The organism is Shimia sp. NS0008-38b (genome assembly GCF_040370365.1).
Classification (GTDB): domain Bacteria; phylum Pseudomonadota; class Alphaproteobacteria; order Rhodobacterales; family Rhodobacteraceae; genus Shimia.
The window spans coordinates 970,775-995,532 of record NZ_BAABWQ010000002.1 but is presented as its reverse complement, the minus strand read 5'-3'; the positions used below and the strand labels follow the sequence as shown (position 1 = coordinate 995,532).

General features: G+C 54.0%; 26 protein-coding genes. 12 read left to right on the top strand and 14 right to left on the bottom strand.

All coding sequences use genetic code 11. From position 1 onward, the window contains the following. The first annotated feature begins 43 nt into the window (after nucleotides 1-43). The gene (gene mutS / locus ABWV47_RS10935; protein ID WP_353312090.1) at nucleotides 44-2,659 is read left to right on the top strand and encodes a DNA mismatch repair protein MutS; all 2,616 of its coding nucleotides are present in this window, start codon (nucleotides 44-46) and stop codon (nucleotides 2,657-2,659) included. Between the two features lie 2 nt (nucleotides 2,660-2,661). On the opposite strand, the gene ABWV47_RS10930 is transcribed toward mutS, so the two are convergent. Genes ABWV47_RS10930 through hrcA form a run of 3 tightly spaced genes read right to left on the bottom strand, consistent with a single transcriptional unit; the run spans nucleotide 2,662 to nucleotide 5,405 of the window. Next, nucleotides 2,662-3,714: a TPM domain-containing protein gene (locus ABWV47_RS10930; RefSeq protein ID WP_353311633.1), complete on the bottom strand. Its 1,053-nt coding sequence runs from the start codon at nucleotides 3,712-3,714 to the stop codon at nucleotides 2,662-2,664. Between the two features lie 53 nt (nucleotides 3,715-3,767). Beyond that, entirely contained in the window at nucleotides 3,768-4,328 is a 561-nt protein-coding gene (locus ABWV47_RS10925; RefSeq protein WP_353311631.1) for a nucleotide exchange factor GrpE, read from the bottom strand. Nucleotides 4,329-4,337: 9 nt separating this feature from the next. Beyond that, on the bottom strand, nucleotides 4,338-5,405 hold the full coding sequence (hrcA, locus tag ABWV47_RS10920) for a heat-inducible transcriptional repressor HrcA (RefSeq protein WP_353311629.1): 1,068 nt from the start codon (nucleotides 5,403-5,405) through the stop codon (nucleotides 4,338-4,340). A gap of 115 nt (nucleotides 5,406-5,520) precedes the next feature. Between hrcA and rph the strand changes: the two genes are divergently transcribed. Genes rph through ABWV47_RS10900 form a run of 4 tightly spaced genes read left to right on the top strand, consistent with a single transcriptional unit; the run spans nucleotide 5,521 to nucleotide 8,346 of the window. Then, entirely contained in the window at nucleotides 5,521-6,234 is a 714-nt protein-coding gene (gene rph, locus ABWV47_RS10915) for a ribonuclease PH (RefSeq protein ID WP_353311627.1), read from the top strand. Beyond that, nucleotides 6,231-6,842: an RdgB/HAM1 family non-canonical purine NTP pyrophosphatase gene (gene rdgB, locus ABWV47_RS10910; protein WP_353311625.1), complete on the top strand. Its 612-nt coding sequence runs from the start codon at nucleotides 6,231-6,233 to the stop codon at nucleotides 6,840-6,842. Before rph ends, rdgB begins: the two co-directional genes overlap by 4 nt. Beyond that, nucleotides 6,835-7,992, top strand: a complete 1,158-nt coding sequence (gene hemW, locus ABWV47_RS10905; protein WP_353311623.1) for a radical SAM family heme chaperone HemW — start codon at nucleotides 6,835-6,837, stop codon at nucleotides 7,990-7,992. The genes rdgB and hemW overlap by 8 nt, the downstream gene beginning before the upstream one ends. Further along, nucleotides 7,993-8,346 carry a YbaN family protein gene (locus ABWV47_RS10900; protein WP_353311621.1) on the top strand — a complete coding sequence of 118 codons (354 nt, stop codon included), beginning with the start codon at nucleotides 7,993-7,995 and terminating at the stop codon, nucleotides 8,344-8,346. Here the strand turns inward: ABWV47_RS10900 and ABWV47_RS10895 are convergent. The 7 genes from ABWV47_RS10895 to hemJ all read right to left on the bottom strand — a co-directional run bounded on the left by ABWV47_RS10895 (nucleotide 8,336) and on the right by hemJ (nucleotide 15,702). Then, nucleotides 8,336-9,226 (bottom strand): ParB/RepB/Spo0J family partition protein, encoded by an 891-nt coding sequence (locus ABWV47_RS10895; protein ID WP_353311619.1) that lies wholly within the window; start codon nucleotides 9,224-9,226, stop codon nucleotides 8,336-8,338. The genes ABWV47_RS10900 and ABWV47_RS10895 overlap by 11 nt on opposite strands. A gap of 12 nt (nucleotides 9,227-9,238) precedes the next feature. Further along, nucleotides 9,239-10,048 carry a ParA family protein gene (locus tag ABWV47_RS10890; protein ID WP_353311617.1) on the bottom strand — a complete coding sequence of 270 codons (810 nt, stop codon included), beginning with the start codon at nucleotides 10,046-10,048 and terminating at the stop codon, nucleotides 9,239-9,241. Beyond that, entirely contained in the window at nucleotides 10,026-10,664 is a 639-nt protein-coding gene (rsmG, locus tag ABWV47_RS10885) for a 16S rRNA (guanine(527)-N(7))-methyltransferase RsmG (protein WP_353311615.1), read from the bottom strand. The genes ABWV47_RS10890 and rsmG overlap by 23 nt, the downstream gene beginning before the upstream one ends. Beyond that, on the bottom strand, nucleotides 10,664-12,526 hold the full coding sequence (gene mnmG / locus ABWV47_RS10880) for a tRNA uridine-5-carboxymethylaminomethyl(34) synthesis enzyme MnmG (protein ID WP_353311613.1): 1,863 nt from the start codon (nucleotides 12,524-12,526) through the stop codon (nucleotides 10,664-10,666). Before mnmG ends, rsmG begins: the two co-directional genes overlap by 1 nt. 23 nt (nucleotides 12,527-12,549) lie before the next feature. Further along, nucleotides 12,550-13,848, bottom strand: coding sequence for a tRNA uridine-5-carboxymethylaminomethyl(34) synthesis GTPase MnmE (mnmE, locus tag ABWV47_RS10875; protein ID WP_353311611.1), 1,299 nt, complete (start codon nucleotides 13,846-13,848; stop codon nucleotides 12,550-12,552). A gap of 11 nt (nucleotides 13,849-13,859) precedes the next feature. After that, a complete protein-coding gene (rho, locus tag ABWV47_RS10870; RefSeq protein ID WP_353311610.1) occupies nucleotides 13,860-15,131 on the bottom strand; it encodes a transcription termination factor Rho in 1,272 nt (423 codons plus the stop codon). Nucleotides 15,132-15,252: 121 nt separating this feature from the next. Next, on the bottom strand, nucleotides 15,253-15,702 hold the full coding sequence (gene hemJ, locus ABWV47_RS10865; RefSeq protein ID WP_353311608.1) for a protoporphyrinogen oxidase HemJ: 450 nt from the start codon (nucleotides 15,700-15,702) through the stop codon (nucleotides 15,253-15,255). Nucleotides 15,703-16,128: 426 nt separating this feature from the next. On the opposite strand from hemJ, the gene ABWV47_RS10860 reads away from it, so the two are divergent. Genes ABWV47_RS10860 through dnaQ form a run of 4 tightly spaced genes read left to right on the top strand, consistent with a single transcriptional unit; the run spans nucleotide 16,129 to nucleotide 18,878 of the window. Further along, the gene (locus ABWV47_RS10860; protein WP_353311606.1) at nucleotides 16,129-16,728 is read left to right on the top strand and encodes a Maf family protein; all 600 of its coding nucleotides are present in this window, start codon (nucleotides 16,129-16,131) and stop codon (nucleotides 16,726-16,728) included. Next, nucleotides 16,725-17,558, top strand: a complete 834-nt coding sequence (locus ABWV47_RS10855; protein WP_353311604.1) for a shikimate dehydrogenase — start codon at nucleotides 16,725-16,727, stop codon at nucleotides 17,556-17,558. The genes ABWV47_RS10860 and ABWV47_RS10855 overlap by 4 nt, the downstream gene beginning before the upstream one ends. Beyond that, nucleotides 17,555-18,148 carry a dephospho-CoA kinase gene (coaE, locus tag ABWV47_RS10850; protein WP_353311602.1) on the top strand — a complete coding sequence of 198 codons (594 nt, stop codon included), beginning with the start codon at nucleotides 17,555-17,557 and terminating at the stop codon, nucleotides 18,146-18,148. The genes ABWV47_RS10855 and coaE overlap by 4 nt, the downstream gene beginning before the upstream one ends. Continuing rightward, nucleotides 18,141-18,878 (top strand): DNA polymerase III subunit epsilon, encoded by a 738-nt coding sequence (gene dnaQ / locus ABWV47_RS10845; protein WP_353311600.1) that lies wholly within the window; start codon nucleotides 18,141-18,143, stop codon nucleotides 18,876-18,878. Before coaE ends, dnaQ begins: the two co-directional genes overlap by 8 nt. A gap of 44 nt (nucleotides 18,879-18,922) precedes the next feature. Here the strand turns inward: dnaQ and secB are convergent, their stop codons facing one another. Continuing rightward, nucleotides 18,923-19,417 (bottom strand): protein-export chaperone SecB, encoded by a 495-nt coding sequence (gene secB, locus ABWV47_RS10840; protein ID WP_353311598.1) that lies wholly within the window; start codon nucleotides 19,415-19,417, stop codon nucleotides 18,923-18,925. Between the two features lie 55 nt (nucleotides 19,418-19,472). Next, complete coding sequence (locus ABWV47_RS10835) at nucleotides 19,473-20,015, bottom strand: FxsA family protein (RefSeq protein WP_353311596.1); 543 nt, start codon at nucleotides 20,013-20,015, stop codon at nucleotides 19,473-19,475. A gap of 104 nt (nucleotides 20,016-20,119) precedes the next feature. On the opposite strand from ABWV47_RS10835, the gene ABWV47_RS10830 reads away from it, so the two are divergent. The 3 genes from ABWV47_RS10830 to ABWV47_RS10820 are packed head-to-tail and all read left to right on the top strand — an operon-like array spanning nucleotide 20,120 to nucleotide 22,412. Beyond that, nucleotides 20,120-20,779 carry a Tim44/TimA family putative adaptor protein gene (locus ABWV47_RS10830; RefSeq protein ID WP_353311594.1) on the top strand — a complete coding sequence of 220 codons (660 nt, stop codon included), beginning with the start codon at nucleotides 20,120-20,122 and terminating at the stop codon, nucleotides 20,777-20,779. Beyond that, the gene (mltA, locus tag ABWV47_RS10825) at nucleotides 20,776-21,825 is read left to right on the top strand and encodes a murein transglycosylase A (protein WP_353311592.1); all 1,050 of its coding nucleotides are present in this window, start codon (nucleotides 20,776-20,778) and stop codon (nucleotides 21,823-21,825) included. Before ABWV47_RS10830 ends, mltA begins: the two co-directional genes overlap by 4 nt. Continuing rightward, nucleotides 21,822-22,412: a Smr/MutS family protein gene (locus ABWV47_RS10820; RefSeq protein ID WP_353311590.1), complete on the top strand. Its 591-nt coding sequence runs from the start codon at nucleotides 21,822-21,824 to the stop codon at nucleotides 22,410-22,412. The genes mltA and ABWV47_RS10820 overlap by 4 nt, the downstream gene beginning before the upstream one ends. Here the strand turns inward: ABWV47_RS10820 and ABWV47_RS10815 are convergent. Together ABWV47_RS10815 and ABWV47_RS10810 are read right to left on the bottom strand one after the other, a co-directional pair. Beyond that, nucleotides 22,409-23,644, bottom strand: coding sequence for an MFS transporter (locus ABWV47_RS10815; RefSeq protein ID WP_353311588.1), 1,236 nt, complete (start codon nucleotides 23,642-23,644; stop codon nucleotides 22,409-22,411). The genes ABWV47_RS10820 and ABWV47_RS10815 overlap by 4 nt on opposite strands. After that, nucleotides 23,641-24,756 (bottom strand): alpha/beta hydrolase, encoded by a 1,116-nt coding sequence (locus ABWV47_RS10810; RefSeq protein ID WP_353311586.1) that lies wholly within the window; start codon nucleotides 24,754-24,756, stop codon nucleotides 23,641-23,643. The genes ABWV47_RS10815 and ABWV47_RS10810 overlap by 4 nt, the downstream gene beginning before the upstream one ends. Between the last annotated feature and the right edge of the window lie 2 nt (nucleotides 24,757-24,758).

Below are 24,758 nucleotides of genomic sequence, written 5' to 3'. Positions count from 1 at the left end.
GGGGGTCTGAGCAGTGAAAGGCGGAAAGCCGGGCGTCACGCCGATGATGGCGCAATTTCTGGAGATCAAAGCGCAATATCCAGACGCGTTGTTGTTCTACCGTATGGGCGATTTCTACGAGATGTTTTTTGACGACGCGGTGGCGGCGGCAGAGGCACTTGATATCGCGCTCACCAAACGGGGCAAACATGACGGCGAAGATATTCCCATGTGTGGCGTGCCACATCACGCGGCTGAAGGATATTTCCTAACACTCATTCGCAAGGGGTTTCGTGTCGCGGTATGCGAGCAGCTTGAAAGCCCTGCGGAGGCCAAAAAGCGCGGATATAAAGCCGTGGTGAAACGCGATGTTGTGCGGCTGGTGACGCCGGGGACATTGACAGAAGACAGCCTCTTAGATGCGCGGCGTCACAACTTTCTGGCGGCCTATGTTCTGGTGCGCGACGAGGCCGCGCTGGCCTGGGCGGATATCTCGACGGGCGCATTGTTTGTGATGCCGATGAGCCCTATTCGACTGGGTCCTGAGCTGGCACGTTTGGCCCCAAGTGAGTTGTTGGTGGCTGAAGGGTCCGAGGCGGACATGTCACAAGTTGTAGAAGACATGGGGGTGCCGATCACCTCTGTGTCGCGTGGAAGTTTCGACTCTGTTTCGGCAGAAAAACGTGTGTCTACGCTCTTTAAGGCATCGTCCTTGGAAGCTTTTGGCACATTTTCTCGTCCCGAGATTGGTGCGCTTGGCGCGATCGTGGATTACCTGGAGCTGACCCAAAAGGGCAAGTTACCGCTGTTGCAACCCCCAGTGCGCGAAGCAACACAGGGGGTGATGCAGATCGATGCGGCCACACGGCGCAATCTTGAGCTGACGGCAAGCCTCTCCGGTGGGCGCGCCGGGTCATTGTTGGCAACAATTGATCGCACGGTAACCGCCGGCGGCGCGCGCCTTTTGGAACAACGATTGTCGTCGCCCTCCATGCGACTGCCAACCATTCTTGGGCGCCAAGAGTCTGTGAGCTATATGGCAACGCAGCGCAATGAAGCGGCGGATTTGAGAGAAGCTCTGCGCCGGGTGCCCGATCTGGATAGGGCGCTATCGCGCCTGTCCTTGGATCGCGGCGGGCCCAGAGACTTGGCAGCGGTGCGCAATGGGCTTGGACAGGCTGGCGAATTGGCAGCACGCGCGTATGCTGGCGAACTCCCCAAAGATTTGAGCGAGTCGCGGATGGCGCTTGAGGGCCATGATACGTTGCTCGATCTGCTGGAAGAGGCGCTCATTGCGGAGCCGCCCTTGTTGGCGCGAGATGGTGGATTTATCGCACCGGGCTATGATGAAGAGCTCGATGAAAGCCGTGAGTTGCGCGACGAAGGACGTGGTGTCATTGCCGGAATGCAGGCGCAGTATGCTGAGACCACGAGCATCACGTCGCTAAAAATCAAACACAACAATGTGCTTGGGTACTTCATCGAAACCACGGCCAAACATGCTGATGTGATGATGTCGGCCCCCTTGTCTGAGACGTTTATTCACCGACAAACCACAGCCAACCAAGTGCGTTTCACCACGGTTGAGCTGAGCGAGATGGAAACCAAAATCCTCAATGCTGGTAACCGGGCACTTGAGATTGAAAAGCGGCTCTATGACGGCTTAAAAGGCGCTATTTTGGACCGCTCTGCTGAGGTCGCCACTGCGTCCAAAGCGCTTGCAGAGTTTGACCTCGCAACCGCACTGGCGGAGCTGGCCGCAAATGAAAAATGGACCTGTCCGGTTGTGAACGACAGCCGTGATTTTGCCATTGAGGGCGGGCGGCATCCGGTTGTTGAAGCCGCGTTGCGCAAAACCGGCGATCCCTTTGTGGCCAATGATTGTGATCTTTCAGGTGGGGATGCGGCGAGCATCTGGTTGCTGACCGGTCCAAACATGGCCGGTAAATCGACCTTCTTGCGGCAGAACGCCTTGATTGCACTGTTGGCGCAGATGGGCAGCTTTGTGCCCGCGGACAATGCAACGATTGGGTTGGTCAGCCAGCTGTTTTCACGTGTGGGCGCAAGTGACGATCTGGCGCGCGGGCGATCAACCTTTATGGTTGAGATGGTGGAAACAGCAGCGATCCTCAATCAGGCAGACGACCGTGCCTTGGTGATATTGGACGAGATCGGACGCGGCACAGCAACCTATGACGGCCTGTCGATTGCCTGGGCAACGCTGGAACATCTGCATGATGTGAACAAGTCGCGTGCGCTGTTTGCCACACATTATCACGAGATGACCCAGCTTGCTGGCCAGATGAGTGGCGTGGACAATGCGACGGTGACGGTGCGTGAGTGGGAAGGCGAAGTCATCTTCCTACATGAGGTCACACAAGGGGCTGCGGATCGCAGCTACGGCGTGCAGGTCGCACAATTGGCCGGTCTGCCGGTGGCTGTGGTGAACCGCGCACGGGTTGTCTTGGACGCGCTGGAAAAAGGTGAACGTGAGGGCAAAACGCAGAAGGCGTTGATTGATGACCTGCCGCTGTTTGCCGCCGCGCCAGCCCCGGTTGCTGCGGCTCCAAGTGGTCCGTCACCGTTGCAAGAGAAGCTGTTGGATGTGCATCCGGACACACTCAGCCCACGTGAGGCCTTGAACTTGATTTATGAGTTAAAGGATTTGGCGGGCGAGTGATCTCACCAGCTTCCTGAGGCTCCTCCTCCTGATGAACTGCCGCCGCCAGACGAACTGGACGAGGAGGAGGAGGAACTGTTGGACACACGTGTGATGGTTTTGCGCAGGCTCCATTGGTCGTTACAATGCAGACATCGGTAATCAATGCGTTTCAAACCGGTGGAAGATGTTGTGGCACTTTGCAGAATGGTGGTGTCAGATTCTACGGTTTTGAACCCGCAAGACCGACAGGCACTGTAGCGTGAAAACCAGCCTTTGTAGGCTTCGATTGTCATGTGATCACACCGCATACATTTCCACACGTCGTAGTCGACACTTTTGAGCTTTTCCTCAGAGATTTGGCCTTTTTGAAGGTGCTGATCATCCCAAGTTTCGTCGATGCGCTCCATCTTGGATCCATCCACAGGGCAACGGCGCGGGCGGTTGCGCTGCCACTTTTTGAAGATCACCGCAAAGACGCCAAGAACTGGCGCTAATAGGGCGTAAAACCACGCACCTAACCGATCGACCCATCTGCGAGACGCATTAAAAAGCTTTTCACTTTCCGAGGCCTGAAACTCGCCCGGCCAGGTGCCGGTGACTTCATAAATGACCTGAGACACACCCACGTCGATACCATTAAAGAAGTCACCTTTTTTGAATCGCGGCGTGATCGCCGTGTCGATGATGTTTTTCATCGGCGTGTTGAGCGTAAGCCCGTAGCCGGAGCCAACTTCGATGCGCATGACACGATCAAACTGGGAAATCAGCATAAGGAGGCCATCGTTGCGTTGCGCGTCGCCGATGCCCCAACTGTTGAACAGATTGGTGGCGTAAGGTTCGATCTGGCCGGTGTGGCCGTAGTCAAACATCGTGGGGATAGTGAGAACGGTGAATTCGATGTCCCGCTCCTGCATCAGCTCTACCAGCTTGGCGCGCACCTGCGCCTCTTCGTCGGGGGACAGCACGTCGGCGTAATCATTAAGGTAACGATCAGCGCGCACCGGATAGGTTTCAGCGGTGGCAAAATGCGCCACAAAAAAGGTGGCGAACAGAGTGGTTAGAAAAACACGCAAAAGAAAAGCTCCCGAAACATCGGGAGCTTTGTAGCAAGGATATGTGCAGCTGTTTAGCCCGGGTTGGAACTCACGCCGACTTGCGCAGGGCGCAGAAGGCGGTCGTGCAGCATGAAGCCTTGGGCAGAAACCTGGATGATTTCACCGGACTTTGTGCCGGGCACAGGCGCTTCGAACATGGCCTCGTGTACGTTGGGGTCAAACTTATCACCCACTTCAGGGGAGATCACTTCGATGCCGTGTTTGGAGAAGGTTTTCAGCAGCTCACGCATGGTGAGCTCAATGCCTTCGATCAGCGCAGCAGAGGCTTCTTTCTGCTCTTCTGTGATGGTTTCGACCGCACGTTTCATGTTGTCAAACACCGGCAACATGTCACGGGCCAGTTTGGAGCCGCCATATTGCTCTGCTTCGCGACGGGCCTTGTCGCCGCGTTTGCGAGAATTCTCAGCATCCGCCAGTGCGCGCATCCAGCGATCTTTTAACGCGTCGCGTTCGGCACGCAGCTCGTCAATCTCAATCGCCTCATCGTCAAGCTCATCCAAGCTTTGAGCAAATTCTTCGGCCTCGGCATCTGCGATGTCGTCCAGAAACTCGTTTTCTTTCGGCTCAGCCATTTCTCACCTCTAACCGCGGTCGGTTATCAATTTACCGACCAATTGTGCCGTGTAATCCACAATCGGCACGATGCGTCCATAGTTCAGGCGCTTGGGTCCGATGACCCCGACAGCACCCACGATCTTACGATCAGCGTTCATATAGGGAGACACCACCAAAGAGGAACCCGAAAGTGAAAAAAGTTTGTTCTCAGAGCCAATAAAAATGCGCACACCGTCGCCTTCTTCGGCAAGTTCCAGGAAATCAGCAATATCTCGTTTACGTTCTAGGTCATCAAACAGGGATCTGATCCGTTCCAAATCCTGTTCTTCCTCATCCGTGCCCAAAAGATTCGCACGTCCTCGCACGATCAGCCGCTCTTGTTGCTCGCCCTCATCAGCCCACAGCACCAAACCATTTTCCACAAGATCCGCGGCGAGTGAATCGATCTCCTGACGGCGTTTGGCGATTTCTTCTTTCACGGCTGACCCCAACTCGCTGAGCGTGCGGCCCTCAGCGACAGCGTTGAGGAAATTCGCAGCCTCGCGCATGGAGCTTGGGGTTTGACCAGCGGGCGGTGTGAACAACCGGTTTTCCACGTGGCCATCTGCAAAGACTAGCACCACCAAAGCGCGGTCATGGCCCAGAGAAACAAATTCGATGTGCTTAATTGGGGCTTCGTGTTTGGGTGCAAGAACCAGCGAGGCCCCTTGTGTGACGCCTGAGAGCGCGGTTGAGACCCGATCCAGCATGTTACCCACATCGCCATCTGCTTGGTCACCCATGGTCGCGTCGATTTTTTGGCGGTCGCCCTGATCGAGGTCTCCCACCTCCAAAAGACCGTCCACAAACATCCGCAGACCTTGCTGAGTTGGGATTCGCCCGGCAGAGATATGCGGGCTGTCCAGCAGGCCGAGGTACTCCAGATCCTGCATCACATTTCGAATTGTCGCGGCGCTCACTTTCTCTGACAGGGAGCGGGTCAGTGTACGTGAACCCACCGGATCGCCGGTTTCCAAATACCCCTCGACCACGCGGCGAAACACCTCGCGGGAGCGATCATTCATCTCGTTGAGAATTTTGCTACTGTCTGTCATTCGCCCGTGCCTTTGTTGTTTCAATAAAATAGCCTTAAAGCCAAAGGTCAATCGGGGTTGCGCCACACCGCACTGCGCGTTTATGCCCTCTGCAAACCAACAAAGGAAGATTTCCATGCGCCCCTCAGGTCGTCAGCTTAATGAAATGCGTGAAGTGTCCATCGAAACCAATGTGACCAAACATGCCGAAGGCTCTTGTTTGATCAAAATGGGCGACACCCACGTGTTGTGTACCGCCTCGCTGGAAGCGCGGGTTCCACCCTTTATCAAAGGCTCCGGCTTGGGTTGGGTCACGGCAGAATATGGCATGCTGCCACGCTCGACATCCTCACGCATGCGCCGCGAGGCCACCTCTGGCAAACAGGGCGGTCGTACCGTGGAAATCCAACGCTTGATTGGCCGCTCACTGCGCGCCGGCGTGGATCGTGTTGCTTTGGGTGAACGTCAGATCACTGTGGATTGTGATGTTATTCAGGCTGATGGCGGCACACGTTGTGCGTCAATCACCGGCGGTTGGGTGGCGCTGCGTCTGGCAGTGAACAAGTTGATGAAAGCCGGTGATGTGATCACTGATCCGCTTATTTCTCCCGTGGCTGCAGTGTCTTGTGGCATTTACGCCGGTCAGCCGGTGCTAGATCTGGACTACCCAGAGGACAGCGAAGCCGGTGTTGATGGCAACTTTATCATGCTGGCGAATGGTCAGATGATCGAAACGCAGATGAGCGCTGAGGGCTCCACCTATTCGCGTGATCAAATGAATCAGCTTTTGGATCTGGCCGAAAAGGGCGTGGCTGAATTGGTTGCCGCACAGCAGGCAGCGGTGGCATGACCCGGAAATTTTCCGACAAAAAGCTGCTGATGGCGACACACAACAAAGGCAAGCTTGAGGAGATGATCCATCTGCTTGAGCCCTTTGGTGTGTCCGTCATTGGCGCCGCAGAGCTGGACCTGCCAGAGCCGGAAGAAACCGAGGACACCTTTGTCGGCAATGCACGGATCAAGGCGCATGCAGCTGCGAAGGCGACTGGGCTCCCTGCCCTATCGGATGACAGCGGCATCACCATCGACGCACTAAACGGCGCCCCGGGGGTGTATACCGCGGATTGGGCAGAAACCGGCAATGGCCGCGATTTTGTGATGGCGATGACACGCGCACATAACGAGCTTGAAGCGATCGATGCACCGCATCCGCGTTTGGCACAGTTTCGGTCTACTTTGGTATTGGCGTGGCCCGATGGACATGACGAGGTCTTTGAGGGTGTCGCGCCCGGCCATTTGGTTTGGCCAATGCGTGGCAAAGACGGCTTTGGATATGACCCGATGTTTGTGCCCGAGGGGCACGACGTCACCTTTGCGGAAATGGACCGCTGGGAAAAGAACAAAATCAGCCATCGCGGTCGCGCGGTGAAAGCCTTTGTGGCGGGTTGTTTTGGCTGAAGATTGGCAAAACGGGGGCTTTGGCCTGTATATACATTGGCCATTTTGTCAGGCCAAATGCCCCTACTGCGATTTCAACAGCCATGTGAGCCGTGAAATCGATCAATCAAGATGGCTTAGAGCCTATTTGAACGAATTGGACCGTGTTGCCGCAGAAACCTCCGGTCGAATTCTGAACACTGTGTTTTTTGGCGGTGGCACCCCCAGTTTGATGGACCCCGACGTTGTGGCCGCGATTCTGGAGCGGGTGCGCAAGCTATGGCCAACCGCCAACGACATGGAAATCACCCTAGAGGCGAATCCCGGGTCCGTTGAGGCCGGTCGATTTGCCGGGTATCGCGATGGTGGCGTCAACCGTATTTCCATGGGTATTCAGGCGCTCAATGATCGCGATCTGCAGCGGCTTGGACGCATACACACCGTAGACGAAGCACGTCAGGCCTTTGATATCGCGAGAAAAACCTTTGATCGCGTGAGCTTTGATCTGATTTATGCCCGACAAGATCAAACCATTGAGAGCTGGCAATCTGAACTGCGTGAAGCACTTTCGATGGCCATTGATCACCTATCGCTCTATCAACTCACTGTTGAACAGGGCACTGCATTTGGCGACCGGTACAACCGCGGAAAACTGCGTGGCTTGCCCGAAGACGATCTTGCTGCAGACATGTATGAAATCACACAGGCGATTTGTGCTGATGCAGGCATGTTGCCCTATGAGGTGTCTAACTATGCCGCGCTTGGGTCGGAATCCCGTCACAACCAAATCTATTGGCGCTATGGCGACTACGCCGGAATTGGGCCCGGTGCGCATGCCCGGCTCACTTTTGACGGCCAACGCCATGCGATTGAGACTTGGCGTAACCCGAATAAGTGGTTGGAACAGGCAGAAAGTGGAAACGGTGAGAACTTGCGCGAAGCTGTTCCGCGAGACGGACAAGCGGCAGAATTTCTGTTGATGGGTCTTCGGCTGACTGAAGGCGTTGATCTTCGTCGGTATGAAGATTTGGCGGGGCAAGCGCTCGGCGGGCCGCGTTTTGATCATCTCATTGAAATTGGCATGATCGAAGTTGACGATGTGAGGCTGCGCGTCTTGCCTCAGGGCCGGATGGTGCTTAACTCAGTTCTAGCTGAACTTTTGGTGGACTAAATGCGCGTGCTCTGGCTGATCTGTGGACTGACCTGTGTTGCGCTCGCGTTGATCGGGGTTGTCCTCCCCCTGTTGCCCACCGTGCCATTTCTACTTCTGGCTACCTTCTGTTTTGCCCGATCCTCTGAGCGGCTTCATACATGGTTGCTAACGCACAAAACCTTCGGGCCCATGATAGAGGACTGGCATCGCAGCGGCGCGATCCGTCCAGCTGCAAAAAAAGCGGCAACTGTGTCGATTGCTGTGGTTTTCGGTATTTCGCTGGTCTTTGGCGTCAAAACCACCGTTTTGGTCATTCAAGCGGTGGTTTTGAGCGCGGTACTTTTTTTCATCTGGTCGCGGCCTAACTCGTAGCTGACAAAATTCGACACAACTCATCAAGCTCATCAAGTGATTGATAAGTAATGGTAATTTTTCCATTCTCGCCGCCAGAAACATGATCAACCGCAACTTTCATGCCCAAATTCGCCGAAAGATCGCCCTCTAGAGCAACTGTATCAGCGTCCTTATGGGTCTTTGGGCGTGATTTTTTAGTTTGCTCGACGAGAGAGCCTGTTTTTTTCGCCAGTTTTTCGGTCTGGCGGACGGACATGCCATCTTTCACCACCTTGCGCGCAAGCTCGGAAGCGTTGTCAGATGTAATCAGGGCGCGCGCATGGCCGGCAGACAGATGACCCTCGCGCAGCATCACTTGAACATCATCCGGCAAATTCAGCAGTCGCATAAGGTTGGCGATGTGGCTGCGACTTTTGCCAAGTGCTTCGGACACCTTCTCTTGTGTGTGACCAAACTTCTGCATCAGTTGGCGATAACCCATCGCCTCTTCCACTGGGTTCAGATCCGCACGCTGGATGTTTTCGATGATGGCAATTTCGAGGACTTCAGTGTCGTCGTAGTCACGAACAATGACAGGCAGTTCATGTAGCGTTGCCATTTGTGAGGCACGCCAGCGGCGCTCCCCCGCAACAATTTCATAGCGATCAGCGCCTTTCCTGCGGACGATCAATGGCTGGATAACACCCTTTTCACGGATGGAGTTCGAAAGATCTTCGAGTTGTTCCGGGGTGAAATCCCTTCGTGGCTGGTCAGGGTTTGGTTCAATTCGCTCAATGGGCACAACCAGATCAGCCCGACGTGGCGTTTCATTTTCCTGACGAGTGTTGTCTTCAGTGACATCTGCCATCAATGCGCTGAGACCACGACCTAGGCCACGTTGTTTTTTCTTATCTGCCATCTGGTGCCTCCCTTAAGCGGCTATTTTATAGTTTTTTGCCAGCAGTTCTTTGGCCAAGGCACGATATGCCACCGCACCTTTTGACGTCGGGTCGTAGTCCAACACAGACTGTGCATAGGAGGGCGCTTCCGACACGCGAACATTCCTTGGGATCTTTGTGTCAAAGACCAGATCTCCAAGGTTGTCGCGCGCATCTTGCTCAACCTGCTGAGACAGGTTGTTACGCGCATCATACATTGTCAGCACGACACCCTCGATGCGCAGGTTGCTATTGGCGGTTTGACGAACCTCGCGAACGGTCAACATCAGTTGCGAAAGTCCCTCCAGGGCAAAGAACTCACTTTGCAAAGGTATCAGCACAGAATGGGCCGCGATCATTGCGTTGACCGTCAGAAGGTTCAATGATGGTGGGCAATCGATCAATACAAAGTCAAAATCGTAGGGATCCATTGCCGTCTGTCGCAAGGCATCATGCAGCAAAAAACTGCGCTTTTCGTTCGACATGAGTTCGATATCAGCTGAACTGAGATCAACGGTTGCCGGAACAATCATCATGTTTTCGGAATCCGTGGGGAGTATCACTTCCTCAAGCTCCACCTCCCCGGTCAACAGGTCGTACGTTGTATAGGTGCGGTCCTCAACCTCAACACCCAACCCAGTAGAGGCGTTGCCCTGCGGGTCCAGGTCCACCAAAAGCACCCGACAGTCTTGCTCCGCAAGCGCCGCAGCCAAATTTATGGTGGTTGTGGTTTTGCCCACGCCGCCCTTTTGGTTGGTCACGGCAATGATTTTTGGGCCCTTAGGGCGTGTGGGATCCGACACGTTTTATCTCTCCGACCTTCAGGATGACCGCTTCTGAGTCTGTGATACTTTTTACCACTTCATAGTCAAATGACCACGATTCCTGTGCCTTTGCGATCTCTTTTTGCCAACGTGCGCCTTTTGGGAACACCGCGGTGCCCGATGCCTGCAAATGGCGCTCAGCAAAGTCCAAAAGCAACGAAAGGTCTGCCAAAGCACGGGCAGACAAGACTTTCGCATTCTGAGGTTCAGCTTTTTCAATCCGATCTGTGACAACAGTGGCCTTTACGCTCGTTTCTCTCAGCACAGTGCGCAAGAACGCGCATTTTCGTTGATCGCTCTCAATCAGCGTCACAGATTCCGGGGATTCGGGTTCATCACACATGAGCGCAATAACCAACCCAGGGAAACCTCCGCCGCTTCCGATGTCCACCCAGCTCTCCGCGTTTTTCGGAGCACAGCGCAATGTCTGAACAGAATCGAGGATATGGCGCTCCCAAAGTGCGTCGATTGTGGACTTGGAAACCAAGTTGATCCGTGGGTTCCACTTCACCAAGAGGTCAGCAAGCACGTCTAACCGCGCCAATGTTTCACGTGAAACATTCAACTGGTCTTTGATGTGATCTGGACAGGACATCAGGCTGACTTCGCTCGTTGAGCCTGACGCAGCTTGGCCAGAAGCAAGGTGAGTGCCGCAGGAGTCATGCCGTCTATGCGACCCGCCTGCCCCAAATTGGATGGGCGCACCGCATTGAGCTTGGACTTGAGTTCATTGCTGAGACCTTCGATCACATCAAAATCAAAACTGGAGGGAATGATTTGCGTTTCATCACGGCGCATGGCCTCCACATCTCGCTTTTGACGCTCAATGTAGTTCGCATATAGCGCATCACGTTCCAGCTGTTCCTGAATTTCAGGGTCAATGGTAGAAAACCTTGGGTCCAGAGGCGAGATGTCCGAGAACTGGACCTCCTGAAACGCCAACACCTGAAATGCGGTACGGCGGTTTCCATCTTGGTTGACGGCAATACCCGCCGCATTGATTTCCTTTGGGGTGAAGCCCCGCTCCTCAAGAACAGATTTTCCCGATATCAGCTTTTCGAGTTTGTTGCCAAAGACAGTTCTACGGTTCTCACCAACGAGACCTAGATCCATTCCGATCGGCGTCAGACGTTGATCTGCGTTATCTGCACGCAAAGACAACCGGAACTCGGCCCGCGAAGTGAACATACGGTAAGGTTCTGTCACGCCGCGAGTAATCAGGTCATCGACCATCACACCAATGTAGCTGTCTGATCGGCTGAAGTGGTGTGGGTCCTTACCTTGGGCAGACAACGCCGCGTTCAGGCCGGCGACGAGGCCCTGTGCTGCGGCTTCTTCGTAGCCTGTGGTGCCATTGATTTGGCCCGCCAAATACAGACCCGGCACATTTTTAACGCCCAAGTCGGCATTCAATGCGCGCGGATCGATATAGTCATATTCGATGGCGTAGCCCGGCTGAAGAATTTCAACATCTTCCAGCGCATAGATTGAGCGCACATAGGCCTCCTGCACATCGACAGGCAAAGATGTCGAAATGCCGTTGGGGTAGACGGTGTCATCATCAAGACCCTCGGGCTCCAAGAACACTTGATGGGAGTCTTTATCAGCAAACCGCACAATCTTGTCTTCGATCGAGGGGCAATAGCGGGGCCCAACACCTTCGATGTGTCCACCGTACATCGCAGAGCGTTCGAGATTCTCGCGTATGATGTCATGTGTTTTGGAATTGGTATGGGTGATGCCACAGGCCACCTGTCGTGCAAACGGTCGGGTGTTCAAAAACGAGAACATCACCGGCATGTCATCACCTGGTTGGCTGTCGAGCAAATCCCATTTGATGGTCTTCCCGTTCAAGCGCGGCGGGGTGCCTGTTTTAAGCCGACCCAGAGGAAGGTCAAAGCTGTCGATGCGCTCTGCCAGTTTCACCGAGGCATTGTCACCCATACGCCCGCCGGAATGAGAGACGTCGCCAATATGGATGATGCCGCGCAGGAAGGTGCCTGTGGTTAGGACAACCGCGTGGGCAGAGACCTCTGATCCATCAGCCAGAATAACACCTCGGACAGCCTGTCCATCCATGCGAAAATCTGTGGCTTCGCCTTCGATGATGGTCAGGTTGGGCGTGGCTTCGATCTCAGCCAGCATCTCGGTGCGATAGATTTTGCGATCTGATTGCGCACGAGGTCCCTGCACTGCTGGACCTTTGCGACGGTTCAACAGACGAAATTGAATGCCAGCTTTGTCAGCGATCCTGCCCATGACACCATCAAGCGCGTCAATCTCCCGAACAAGATGGCCTTTGCCAAGCCCACCAATCGCCGGGTTACAGGACATCACGCCAATACCAGACTTGTTTAGCGTCACCAAAGCCGTGGCAGCGCCCATACGTGCGGAGGCCGCAGCAGCATCTGCACCGGCATGACCGCCTCCCACAACAATGACGTCAAAATGTTTCACGTGAAACACTCCTAAAGTTTGATCTATTTACCGATGCAAAAGCTCGAAAAGATTTCGTCCAGCAGGTTCTCTACATCGACATGACCCACAATGGAATCAAGAGCACGAATCGCAGTGCGCAGTTCTTCGGCACCAATATCATAGCTGTCGGGACCCAAGGCGAGAATCGCACGCGCCGCATCCAAAGATTCTGAAGCACGGATCATCGCGATGCGGTGGCGCTCTCTGGTCGCCGTTCCAGATCGGCCAGCCTGTTGGGACAGCTTGTCTGTGATTTCTGACACAAGCTCAGACACGCCAAGACCTGTCTTCCCAGAGATCGCATCCTTCGGATCATCCAAAGTATCCGCTTTGGCCGAACGGATCACATCATTCTTCATAGGAACAAAATCCGGGACTTCCCCATCCGCAAACAAAAACACGCGTAAATCTGCGGCCTCTGCCCGTTCACGGGCGCGTTGGATACCGATACCTTCGACGTGGTCATCAGTTTCACGCAGCCCTGCAGTATCAAGCAAGGTGACAGGAAGTCCGTTGAGTTCCATCCGGACTTCGATGACATCGCGCGTGGTGCCAGCATATTCGGAGGTGATCGCAGCCTCGCGCCCTGCGAGCGCATTAAGCAGAGTGGACTTTCCAACGTTGGGCGCCCCAAGGATGGCGACTTCGAACCCAGACCGAATGCGTTCAGCGCTCTCAACGCCGACAATTTCACGGTCAAGCTCAGCACGTACCTCAGTGAGCAAGTTGGTAACCTCTGGCGTCACATCAACGGGCACGTCTTCGTCTACAAAGTCGATGGTGGCCTCAATCAAAGCTGCTGCTCGGATGAGATCCGTGCGCCACTTTCCTGCAAGATTTCCGAGGTCACCGGACAGGACGCGCAGGGCCTGACGCCGTTGTGCTTCTGTTTCTGCATCGATCAAATCGGCCAAGCCTTCGACCTGAGCCAAATCCAGACACCCATTCTCCAACGCACGGCGGGTAAATTCACCAGCCTCAGCCAGGCGAAGACCCTGCATTTCCGACAGCACTCGCAACACTGCATTTACCACAGCTGTGGAACCGTGCAGGTGAAGTTCCAAAACCTCTTCGCCAGTAAAGCTGTTATTCTGCGGGAAGTAGAGCGCAAGTGCCTGATCCAGACGGCGGCCTTCACGATCTTTCAGAAGTTTGAGTGCAGCGAAGCGGGGCTTTGGCAGATCACCAAAGAGCGCCCTGCCCACCTCAGCCACCCGGCTTCCAGACACACGAACGACAGCGACCCCCGCTTTACCGGGGGCCGTTGCAAGAGCGAAAATTGTGTCAGCCACGTAGGCCATCACAGATCCCTTTAGGTGTTCATCGAGTCAAAGAACTCGGAATTGGATTTGGTTTGTTTCAACTTTCCAAGCAGGAACTCAACAGCATCGGTGGTGCCCATTGGGTTGAGAATACGGCGCAGCACAAAGGTTTTCGCCAGATCGCCCTTATCGACAAGCAGCTCTTCTTTCCGTGTACCGGACTTTAGAATGTCGATCGCTGGGAAGACACGTTTGTCTGCCACTTTACGATCGAGCACAATTTCACTGTTACCTGTGCCTTTGAATTCTTCGAAGATCACTTCGTCCATGCGCGAACCGGTATCGATCAACGCTGTCGAGATGATGGTCAACGAGCCACCCTCTTCAATGTTACGCGCTGCACCAAAGAATCGTTTGGGGCGTTGCAGCGCATTTGCATCCACACCACCGGTCAGAACCTTACCAGAAGACGGTACAACAGTATTGAATGCACGACCAAGTCTTGTGATTGAGTCCAGAAGGATCACAACATCTCGTTTATGTTCGACCAATCTCTTGGCTTTTTCAATCACCATTTCGGAGACCGCAACGTGGCGCGTGGCTGGTTCGTCAAAGGTAGAGGACACAACCTCACCTTTCACGTTGCGTTGCATGTCGGTCACCTCTTCGGGGCGTTCATCGATCAGCAATACAATCAGGTAGCATTCCGGGTGGTTGGCTTCGATGCTGTGCGCGATGTTTTGCAGCAACACGGTTTTACCGGTGCGTGGCGGCGCAACGATCAAGGAACGCTGACCTTTACCAATCGGCGATACCAAATCAATGATCCGCGCAGAGCGATCTTTGATTGTCGGATCTTCGATTTCCATTTTCAGGCGCTCATCGGGGTAGAGCGGTGTTAGGTTGTCGAAGGCAATTTTGTGTTTGGCCTTCTCAGGCGCTTCAAAATTGATCAGAGACACGCCTGTGAGGGCGAAGTAACGCTCTGTGTCGCCAGGAGCCGTCATGACCCCGTTGACGGTGTCTCCGGTGCGTAGAGAGAACTTACGGATCATGTCAGGGCTGACATAGATGTCATCTGGACCCGGAAGATAGTTGGCCTCAGGTGAGCGCAAGAAGCCAAAGCCGTCTTGAAGCACTTCCAGAACGCCGTCGCCGGAGATTTCCCATCCATCATCTGCGCGTTCACGCAGAATCTGGAACATCATCTCACCTTTGCGCATGGTAGAGGCGTTTTCGATTTCCAGTTCTTCTGCCATCGACAGAAGATCTTTCGGGCTTTTGGCTTTTAGATCACCAAGAGCAAGCTTTTCTTGTTCCATGAAAATATCCTGTACTGCCCGAACGTGGGGCAGGTCATGTACTCTATGTTTGGAAGACACTTAGCCCGGACGGGCCAGTTGACAGTATTTCTAAGCAAAGGACGTCGCGGAGTCAAACCCCTCAGAATTTGACGACCACAGATACAACAATGATCACCATTAGAACCGTTGGAACCTCGTTGAGCATCCGATATTGGCGGCCTGTGAGAGTGTTTTCATTGCGGTCAAATTTCTTACGCATCTGCAAGAGAAAATGATCAAAGCTTGTCATGCAAATCACTGCGATTGCTTTGGTGTAAGGCCAAACTGCTGACCAATCGACAACACCAGGGGTAAAGACCAAAGTCAGGCCGGCAATCCACGCAGCGATGCTTGCGGGTGCCATGATGTAGCGCTGAAGCTTGTATTCCATGATTTTCAGAGTTTCGTCGAGCTGGTCCCCATTCTCAGCGCGCTCAGCGTGATAGACGAACAGCCTTGGAAGATAGAAGAGCCCCGCCATCCAGCTGATCACAGCCATAATATGAAAGGACAGAACATAGGGGTAAATATCGACGAGAAAGTAACCCATGTCAGATGGAACCTCGGATTGAATGACCTGTTCGGTCTGAGCCTCTCTAAATAAATAAATATATATAGAAAAGGATGATGATTTTGTAGGAAGCGCAAAATCTGTGGATTATTGATTTCCCCCAACCTTTACCCACAAGGGGATAGATACCCCCTACCATTTTAGGAAATTTGAGCAAAAGTTAATAGTTGTTAATATTTCCATAGGGTTGAGCGAAATATGACAAGCGGATGACTGTGGATAAAGGTGAGGATGGTCTTGTATCCGGGTGATTCCTCCCACAGGAAAAGTTGTCCTCATCCACGGTGTAGGAAAACGGGAGATTTCCTTGGAAGGGGGAGATGTTTCCCCAGCTTGCAAATTTCCGCATAAGTTTCCAGAAAGGACTCCAAAGATGTCCCTGCCCTTCTCCACGGAACTATCCACATGCCCGCTCCCTTGATCCTTGCGTCAGGCTCCGAGATACGCGCTCAGTTGCTACTAAACGCAAATGTTGGTTACGAAATCGTTAATGCTCGTGTGGATGAAGAGATGATCCGCCGTTCTTTGCAGGCGGAGGGCGCAACACCACGAGATGTTGCTGACGCTTTGGCCGAATCCAAAGCGCGCAAGGTCAGTTTGAAACGTCCCGAAGCGCTGGTGCTTGGATGTGATCAGGTTCTTGATTTTCAGGGTACAATTTTTTCCAAGCCTGATAGCATCGAGGATGCGCGCAATCAGCTGATGTTGTTGCGTGGCAATCGTCACATGTTGTTGTCAGCTGCGGTGATTTATCAGGACGGTGAACCATTGTGGCGGTTTGTTGGTGTGGTGCGGCTGTTCATGCGTCAATTCAGCAACGCCTTTCTAGATGACTACCTTGAGCGCAACTTTGAAAGCATTCGTCATTCAGTTGGCGGCTATAAGTTGGAAGAAGAAGGTGTGCGGCTTTTTGAGAAGGTGGATGGAGATTACTTCACTGTGCTTGGCATGCCGCTTGTAGAAATATTGTCGTATCTGACATTGCGGGGAGAACTGCCAACATGACGCTGCCGTCTATTCCTTTGGCTGGGGTGATTGGGAACCCGATCGCTCATTCTAAATCGCCTCTGGTGCATGGTCATTGGCTAAAAACATATGGCATTGCTGGACACTACGTGCCGATCGAGGTTGAAGCTGATGCGCTTGGAGATGTGCTTAAGGCGATGCCGAAAATGGGATTTGTTGGGTGCAATGTGACACTCCCGCACAAAGAACGCATTTTGCAATTTGTCGATCAGATCACCGATCGTGCCACGTTGATTGGGGCGGTGAATACAATCATTTTCCGCAATGATGGCAGCATTATGGGTGATAATACAGATGGTTACGGGTTTATTGAAAACCTGCGACAAGGTGCGCCGAACTGGGATGCGGCGTCTGGGCCTGCTGTTGTGTTGGGCGCTGGTGGCGCGGCGCGCGCAGTGGTGGCATCCCTTTTGGATGCGGGCGCGCCGGAGATCTTGCTGACCAATCGCACACGGGTGCGCGCCGATAATCTGCGTAAAGATTTTGGCGCCCGGGTGAAGGTGATGGAATGGGTGCAGGCAGGAAACATTCTTGAAGAGGCGGCTACGCTGGTGAACACAACTTCACTAGGGATGACGGGTAAATCAGAATTGCGGGTGCCCATGGATGGGTTGCGCAAAGAAACGCTTGTCACCGATTTGGTGTACACCCCACTGACGACAAATTTCCTGCGGACCGCCCAAGAGGCAGGCTGTGTCACAGTAGATGGCCTTGGGATGTTGTTGCATCAGGCGGTTCCAGGGTTTGAGCGATGGTTTGGCCGGCGTCCGGTGGTGGATGACACCACACGTCGGGTTGTGTTGGGATGAGCTTTAGGCTTGGGCTCACTGGCTCCATTGGCATGGGTAAATCCACGACGGCCAAGATGTTTGCAGACTTGGGGTGTGCGGTTTGGGATGCGGATGCGGCTGTGCATCGGCTTTATTCAAAGGGCGGTGCAGCAGTAGACGCGATGCAGGCTATGTTGCCGGAGGTCGTGGTGGATCAAGCGGTGTCTCGAGACAAACTAAAGCAGTTGATCGGGCGGGATCCGGCGGTTCTCAAGACCGTTGAGCAGGTTGTTCATCCGCTAGTCGCCAAAGATCGTGCAGCTTTTGTGGAGGCAGCAACTGCGGATATCTTGGTTTTTGACATTCCTTTGCTGTTTGAAACTGGTGGGAACACCACAATGGACGCCGTGGTATGTGTCTCTGTTTCACCTCAAATCCAGCGAGATCGTGTTCTGGAACGAGGAACGATGACGGAAGCGCAGTTTGACCATATTCGGGCCAAACAGATGCCGAACGACGAAAAGGCGGCGCGTGCAGATTATGTTGTCTTCACTGACACACTTGACCACGCACGCACACAGGTGGAGAAGATTGTGACCACCATCAGGGGACAGCTGGATCATGCGTGAAATTGTACTTGATACGGAAACCACTGGGTTTGATCCGTTTTCTGGTGACCGGATTGTCGAGATTGGTGCGCTGGAGCTGTACAATCACCTGCCGACAGGGGAGACGTTTCACGTCTATATCAACCCAAAGCGTGATATGCCTGAAGAGGCTTTTGGCGTGCATGGGATCGGACCTGATTTGCTGGCGATGCCACGAGAGGCGCAACCGGGCGAAGTCACGCTAAAGGACAAACCGGAATTTTCGGCCTTTGGTCAGAAGTTTCTCGATTTCATCGGCACTGACAGCAAGCTTGTCATCCACAATGCCAAGTTTGACATGAAGTTTCTGAACGCGGAATTGCGCTGGATGAACTTGCCAGAAATTCCGATGGAGCGCGCTTTGGACACATTGGAGATCGCGCGCAAAAAGTTCCCGGGCTCTCCCGCAACATTGGATGCTTTGTGCCGACGGTTTGGGATCGACAACGCAGCCAGGACGCTGCACGGTGCTTTGTTGGACTCTGAAATTCTAGCAGAAGTCTATCTGGAGCTCATTGGTGGGCGTCAGCCAGACCTGGTGTTGGCTTCTGGTGGCGCAGGTCGTGTCGGCGGCGCCTCCGCGCAGGAAGATTGGCGTCCTGCGGCGCGTCCTTCGCCTCTCCCCAATCGATTGACGGCAGAAGAAGAAGCGGCTCACAAAAAATTCGTAGAGAAAATGGGGGAAGATGCCCTGTGGACCAAGCTGGGCTAGCATGAGCTGGCGCCGCCCCTTTGGAGGGCAGCGCCGCAATGGTCTTAGTTTGCGAGCGGCTGTTGTTCGCCTTGCTCTTGGGCGCGACGAGCAAGTTCGGCGCGGTACAATGCAACAAAATCAATAGTTTCCAAGTTCAGCGGCGGGAAACCACCGTCACGTGTCACGTCAGACACGATGCGGCGTACAAACGGGAACAGCATGCGTGGGCATTCGATCAACAAGAACGGGTGCAGTTGATCTTCTGGCACACCTTCGACGTGGAACACGCCAGCGTAGTCCAGTTCTAGAATGAACATCTCTGCACCGTCGTCTTTGTTTTTGGCGGTGATGTTCAGTTTCATGGAAACTTCGAATTGGTGCTCAGCGCTGCGCTTTTTGGCGTCAAGGTTCACCTGAACCTGAACGTCTGGCTGTGGGTTGCCCGTAGAGCCTTTCTGCGCAAGGATATTCTCGAACGACATATCGCGCACAAATTGTGTCAGCACGTTCATTTTCAGCTGTGGCGCTTGGGCCGCACCGTTTTCGTTTTCCGCCATGGGAGTCTCCAAAAAAATCGCGTTTGGCCTGCTTTAACAGGTCAAAGTATGTGTCTCAATGCTTAGTCCACCCTGACGAGGTATGTGTGGGTTTTTTAACGGCATCGATTTGCTCGCTGTCCGGTTTTGGCGATGGATCGACCTCTGAAAACTCACCGTCAATCACATCAGAGTCGGCACGGCGCGCCGTAGAACTATGTCCGCCGGTGTGAAAGGCAGATGATTGTGTGCCGCCCATACTGAAACTTTGAACGCGTACCCGTTTGCGAAAGTAGTGGAACATGGCCGTCCGAAAAACAGGTGTTAGCAAAGCGAAACCCACTGCATCGGTGAAGAAGCCCGGTGTGAGCAAAAGAACACCTGCGATTAAGATCATGGCACCATGCGCCAAAGGCTCAGTCGGATCATCAAGTTCGTTAAAGGATCGTTGCACGTTTCCAAGCGCCGCCAGACCTTGGCTGCGCACAAGATGTGTGCCCAGAATTGCCGTCAACAAGACAATTGCGAGGGTCGGCCAGAGACCAATGGCACCACCAACGCTGATGAAGAGCGCGATTTCAATCATAGGGACCGCAACAAAGGCCAATAACAGCCACATCTTAGCTTTACTCCAATGCTTCTTTTGGTGAGGTGGACTTGACCCCGCCTGTGACTTACATAAGTGCGATAGAACGCTGTTTCCATGCCCAATAAGAGGTTCAAATGAACTCCTCCCTGATTCAACTCCTGGTTCTCGCCGGTATTGCCGTGTTTTTGATTTTGCGCCTTCGCAATGTTTTGGGCACGCGAGACGGGTTTGAAGCCCCTCGACAGGATGCCGAAGCACCGTCACGTCGCAGAGGTCCGGAGCTCGAAGTGATCGAGGGCGGACCAGACCAAGATATTCTGGACCATGCAGAAGAAGGCAGTTCACAAGCCCAAGCGCTGGCGAAGATGAAATCTGCAGAACCCTCGTTTGGTGTGAGCGACTTCCTAGGGGGCGCGCGTGGTGCGTATGAGATGATCCTGATGGCCTTTGAGAAAGGCGACCTTGATGAGATCAAACCCTTTTTGGGTGAAGAAGTGTACGACAGCTTCGCCCAGGTGGTCGAAATGCGTGCAGACAAAGGCCTGACAGTGGAAAGTGAATTCATCGGTGTGCGCGAACTGACGCTGCAAAATGCGCAGTTTGACGATGCCACCAAAGAAGGTGAAATCACTGTGCGTTACATTGGTGAGTTGACACATGTGGTGCGCGACAACGGCGGCGATATCGTTGAGGGCAGCGAAAGCCAGATCAAGCGGCAGAAGGACATTTGGACCTTTGCGCGCGTGATGGGATCGGATGATCCGAACTGGCAGTTGGTTGCCACGGGCGAATGAACCGGACGTTTCGGGCAGCGCTGGCCGCGGCTCATTTGGTGGCCGGTAGCTTGGTCGGAGGGTCAGCCTTGTCCGAAACAACCATGAACATCCTATCTTTTGAAGATCTTGACGGCTGGGAAGTGGATGACCATGAGGCGGCGCGTCAGGTCTTCTTGAACACTTGCGCCGATTTGGATGCACCAGATTGGCAGACATTGTGTGCTGCCGCGACTGGCATCAAGGATGCGCGAAAATTCTTCGAGCTGCTGTTTCGCCCGGTTTTGATTGAACAACCCAACAAAGAGGCTTTGTTCACGGGCTATTTTGAACCAGAGCTTGAGGGTGCATTGACGCCAAGCGCGCGTTATCGGTATCCGGTGTATCGCATGCCGCGTGAAGCACGTGCAGGTCAGTGGCTCACACGGAGACAGCTTCAAACCAGCGGCGCGATGAATGGGCGCGGTTTGGAAATCGCTTGGGTCGACGATTCCGTAGAGCTTTTTTTTCTACAAATCCAAGGATCTGGGCGAATTCGTCTGCCTGATGGATCTTACATCCGCGTTGGATACGGCGGCTCCAACGGGCACAACTACAGCTCCATTGGTGCAGAGTTGGTGAGGCGCGGCGTCTATAGCCCACATCAAGTCAGCGCACAGGTCATCAAGAACTGGGTGAATCGTAACCCTGTGGATGGCGCAGAGCTTTTGCGACACAACGATAGCTTTGTGTTCTTTCGTGAAGTGAGCCGGGTACCTTCACACAAAGGTCCACTTGGGGCGATGAACCGGTCGATCACTGCCATGCGTACAGTTGCAGTGGACCCAAAATTCACACCGCTTGGCGCGCCGGTCTGGGTGGAAAAAGACGGAGCCGGCCCTTTGCGCCGGTTGATGATCGCACAGGATACCGGATCTGCGATCAAGGGCGCACAACGGGCGGATATTTTCTTTGGTACAGGTGACGCTGCCGGGCGGGCGGCGGGCACGCTTAAAGATCCGGGGCGCATGGTGGTGTTGCTACCGATACAGCGGGCCTATGCAATGTTGCCGGAGTCTGTTCTGTGAAACGTCGGAAATTGAGTGAGGAAGACGTGTCGCTTTGGCGACAGGTGGCGGATACCGCTGAACGTTTGCATCCCAAAGCGAAGCCGACAGATTTTGCGAAAACCATCACCAAACCCGTCAAGACACCACGTGCACACCCTGCCCGCGAAGCTTTGCCAGCTTTTGAGGTCGGTGCGCTGGCGAAAAGTCGCCCGCCCGGTCATGATTTGATGGGCAGCGTGTCTGACCGTGTTGCGCGTCAGCCGGTGCAAATGGACAAGAAAGTTTTTGGTCGCATGAAGCGCGGCAAGCTCGTGCCGGAAGGCAAGATTGACCTTCATGGGATGACGGCTGATCAGGCGCATGGGGCGTTGACGGGGTTTGTCCTGCGGTCACACTCAGAAGGTAGACGGTTGGTGCTTGTGATCACCGGCAAAGGCAAAGACCGGCATGATGATGGCCCAATTCCAACGCGGCGTGGGGTTTTGAAACACCAGGTCCCGCAATGGCTTGCCCTGTCGCCGATGAAGAGCTGCGTTCTTCAGGTGGCTGAGGCGCATATCAAACATGGCGGTACTGGAGCGTACTACGTCTATTTAAGACGTTAGGTTTTCGGTGCACGTTTTGGCAATGTTGGGGCATAGCGCGCCATGGCCACCCAAACCAGACCACATGCCCCCAAAAAGTAGAGCGCAATTCCGACAAATTGCAGCTCAATGCCAACTCCAAAATCAATCAAGTAACCAATGATGGCGGGGCCAACAGCCGAACCAAACACCATGACAGCCGCCGCAAGTGCTTTGATTCCACCAATGTTTTTTGTGCCATAGAATTCTGCCCAGAACGCCGTGATCAGCGTCGCATTTGCACCCGACGCCAAGGCCATTGCAATCAATCCAATTGCCCCTCCCCAAAGGCTTTGGATACCGGCAAATGCAAGGAAACTGACGACCATTGGGAGTTGATAGTAGGGCAATAAGCGCGCGGTTCCCAAACGATCGAGTAACCAGCCCGAAATCAGCATCGCAGCGGTGCTGACCACTGTGAACATTGGATAAAGCGCGACAAGATCGAAGTGTGTCCAGCCTTTGATTTCGGCAAAATGGACCTGATGAAAGAAAAATGCCGTATTGAACGCGGGTGGTCCAAGCAATGCTGGCATGATGAACCAGAACAGCCCATTGCCCAACGCGTCTTTGCGGTGCCAATGACGGTTGTTCATGCCAAAGGACTCGTTGGCTTTGGCTGCGGCGCGTGGTGTGCGTTCTTGTGCAAGAAGCGCCCACAGGATGGGAATACCAAGCAAGGACACCACGGCTCCCCCAACCCATAAGCGGTGCCAGTCCACTATGTCTTTTACGGCGACAACACCCAAGGGTAGCAAGGCCTGACCGATCGCAAATCCAAGGGCAGAAATGGCCAATGCACGGCCACGTGTGGCGACAAACCAGCGCGCCATTGCCACAGCCGCGATGTGGCTGAGCATGCCTTGCCCGGTGAAGCGTAAGGCCAGAATAACAAATGGCAACATCCATACGGCAGACAAATTGGCCATGGCAAAACAGGCCGTCGCGAGGCCGACCAAAATGACTGCACCCAAAATACGGACGCGAAAGTGATCGGTTAGCACGCCAGCCCAGACCATTATGACAGCTGAGGCGGTGGTTCCGATCAGATAGATGCCACTCCAATCGCCATGCGACAGGCCAAACTCAGTACGGATTTCACCGGCAAACAGAGCTATGAAAAACGTTTGCCCAAAGCTTGATAGAAACGAGAGAAGAATTCCGGGTAGCAAAAACCGGAAATTTTCGCGCACGAAGGTGACAGTGGACGTCATGATCCGTCAGCCGGTGCCGCCACCTGAATGGCAATAGCTTCGTTGGTCACGCGTACTCGTTCGGCGCTGCGCATCAGAAAGTTTGGATCGTCTGGCGCTAGCAGAGCGTCAACACCTTGCGCGTCGCTCAACAGCGAGATCAGCGAGGGGCTTTCGGCGAAGGTCATGTGGTTGTTGCTGCTGTCGCTGGAGAACTTGGACACATCCACAACAATGACTGGTAAGTCTGCCAACGCATCTGGGTTTGACAGCTGTCCCAGCCGTTGGTTTGAACGGTTGATGCGGCTGGACAAGCGCAGTGCAGTGTCTTGGGTAGATGTCATGATCACAGTGGGCCTAGGTAAGGTTTTGAGTGGTGTGAGATTGCGTACAAACAACTCCACCGGCATATCTGGAGAAATCAGCACCAACCCATCGAGATTGCGCGCCACCCAGCCCGGAGTTTTCAATTCGATTTGGCGCAGGGTTTCGGTGATAAGAAGTGATCCCAGTGAGTGCCCCACAAGCAAGAGCCGACGGTTTTGAGATGTGCCAAGGGCACGGAGCGTGGCTTCCAGATCGTCGCGCGAATACAAAACGCTTTCGCGATCATAGGCGTATCCAATTGGGCTGCCTGCGCTGGGCCAAGCGAAATTCACCACGGCGCCGCGCAGATCAAAATCGCTTTTGATTTGGGCCAGACGAAACAGGCTGTCCTGATAGGTGTTATAAAACCCATGCACAAACAGAATGACTTCTCGGTCTTCAGGGGGTTGGGTTGCAAGGTCTTTTGAAATCTGGTGCGAGAACTCCTGGAGGGTCGGAATCGCGCGCTCTTGGGCAATGACGAAGTGTTTTTCGGAATCGGGCCGCGCGCTGAAACTTGGCGGCTGACCGGGAATATGGGATGGCGGGATCGACACTGTGGTGTCCAAAAAGGTCATGCCTGCGCCGCGTGTTGCGTGTAGGTGACCCGCCTCATTGCGCTGTCTGTTGGTGGCGACATAAATCTGGCGTGTGTTCTCTGATGTCAGCGCTTCTGGCTGCACGGGGGCAGTGATGCGATCGGCGCAAGCAGAGACACAAAGGGCTGTGAGTGTTATGAAGAAAAGGCGCACGAAAAATCCCGGCAAGA

Bases quoted from the DNA above. Each gene is read 5' to 3' on its own strand.
- ABWV47_RS10925 (WP_353311631.1), bottom strand. From the start codon at position 4,328: ATGGCTGAGCCGAAAGAAAACGAGTTTCTGGACGACATCGCAGATGCC.
- hrcA (WP_353311629.1), bottom strand. From the start codon at position 5,405: ATGACAGACAGTAGCAAAATTCTCAACGAGATGAATGATCGCTCCCGC.
- ABWV47_RS10835 (WP_353311596.1), bottom strand. From the start codon at position 20,015: ATGTGGCTGTTATTGGCCTTTGTTGCGGTCCCTATGATTGAAATCGCG.
- ABWV47_RS10855 (WP_353311604.1), top strand. From the start codon at position 16,725: ATGACGCTGCCGTCTATTCCTTTGGCTGGGGTGATTGGGAACCCGATC.
- ABWV47_RS10900 (WP_353311621.1), top strand. From the start codon at position 7,993: ATGCGCGTGCTCTGGCTGATCTGTGGACTGACCTGTGTTGCGCTCGCG.
- secB (WP_353311598.1), bottom strand. From the start codon at position 19,417: ATGGCGGAAAACGAAAACGGTGCGGCCCAAGCGCCACAGCTGAAAATG.
- hemJ (WP_353311608.1), bottom strand. From the start codon at position 15,702: ATGGGTTACTTTCTCGTCGATATTTACCCCTATGTTCTGTCCTTTCAT.
- rdgB (WP_353311625.1), top strand. From the start codon at position 6,231: ATGACCCGGAAATTTTCCGACAAAAAGCTGCTGATGGCGACACACAAC.
- rho (WP_353311610.1), bottom strand. From the start codon at position 15,131: ATGGAACAAGAAAAGCTTGCTCTTGGTGATCTAAAAGCCAAAAGCCCG.
- ABWV47_RS10815 (WP_353311588.1), bottom strand. From the start codon at position 23,644: ATGACGTCCACTGTCACCTTCGTGCGCGAAAATTTCCGGTTTTTGCTA.
- mltA (WP_353311592.1), top strand. From the start codon at position 20,776: ATGAACCGGACGTTTCGGGCAGCGCTGGCCGCGGCTCATTTGGTGGCC.
- dnaQ (WP_353311600.1), top strand. From the start codon at position 18,141: ATGCGTGAAATTGTACTTGATACGGAAACCACTGGGTTTGATCCGTTT.
- ABWV47_RS10895 (WP_353311619.1), bottom strand. From the start codon at position 9,226: ATGGCAGATAAGAAAAAACAACGTGGCCTAGGTCGTGGTCTCAGCGCA.
- coaE (WP_353311602.1), top strand. From the start codon at position 17,555: ATGAGCTTTAGGCTTGGGCTCACTGGCTCCATTGGCATGGGTAAATCC.
- rph (WP_353311627.1), top strand. From the start codon at position 5,521: ATGCGCCCCTCAGGTCGTCAGCTTAATGAAATGCGTGAAGTGTCCATC.
- ABWV47_RS10830 (WP_353311594.1), top strand. From the start codon at position 20,120: ATGAACTCCTCCCTGATTCAACTCCTGGTTCTCGCCGGTATTGCCGTG.
- mnmE (WP_353311611.1), bottom strand. From the start codon at position 13,848: ATGGCCTACGTGGCTGACACAATTTTCGCTCTTGCAACGGCCCCCGGT.
- rsmG (WP_353311615.1), bottom strand. From the start codon at position 10,664: ATGTCCTGTCCAGATCACATCAAAGACCAGTTGAATGTTTCACGTGAA.
- mutS (WP_353312090.1), top strand. From the start codon at position 44: ATGATGGCGCAATTTCTGGAGATCAAAGCGCAATATCCAGACGCGTTG.
- ABWV47_RS10860 (WP_353311606.1), top strand. From the start codon at position 16,129: ATGCCCGCTCCCTTGATCCTTGCGTCAGGCTCCGAGATACGCGCTCAG.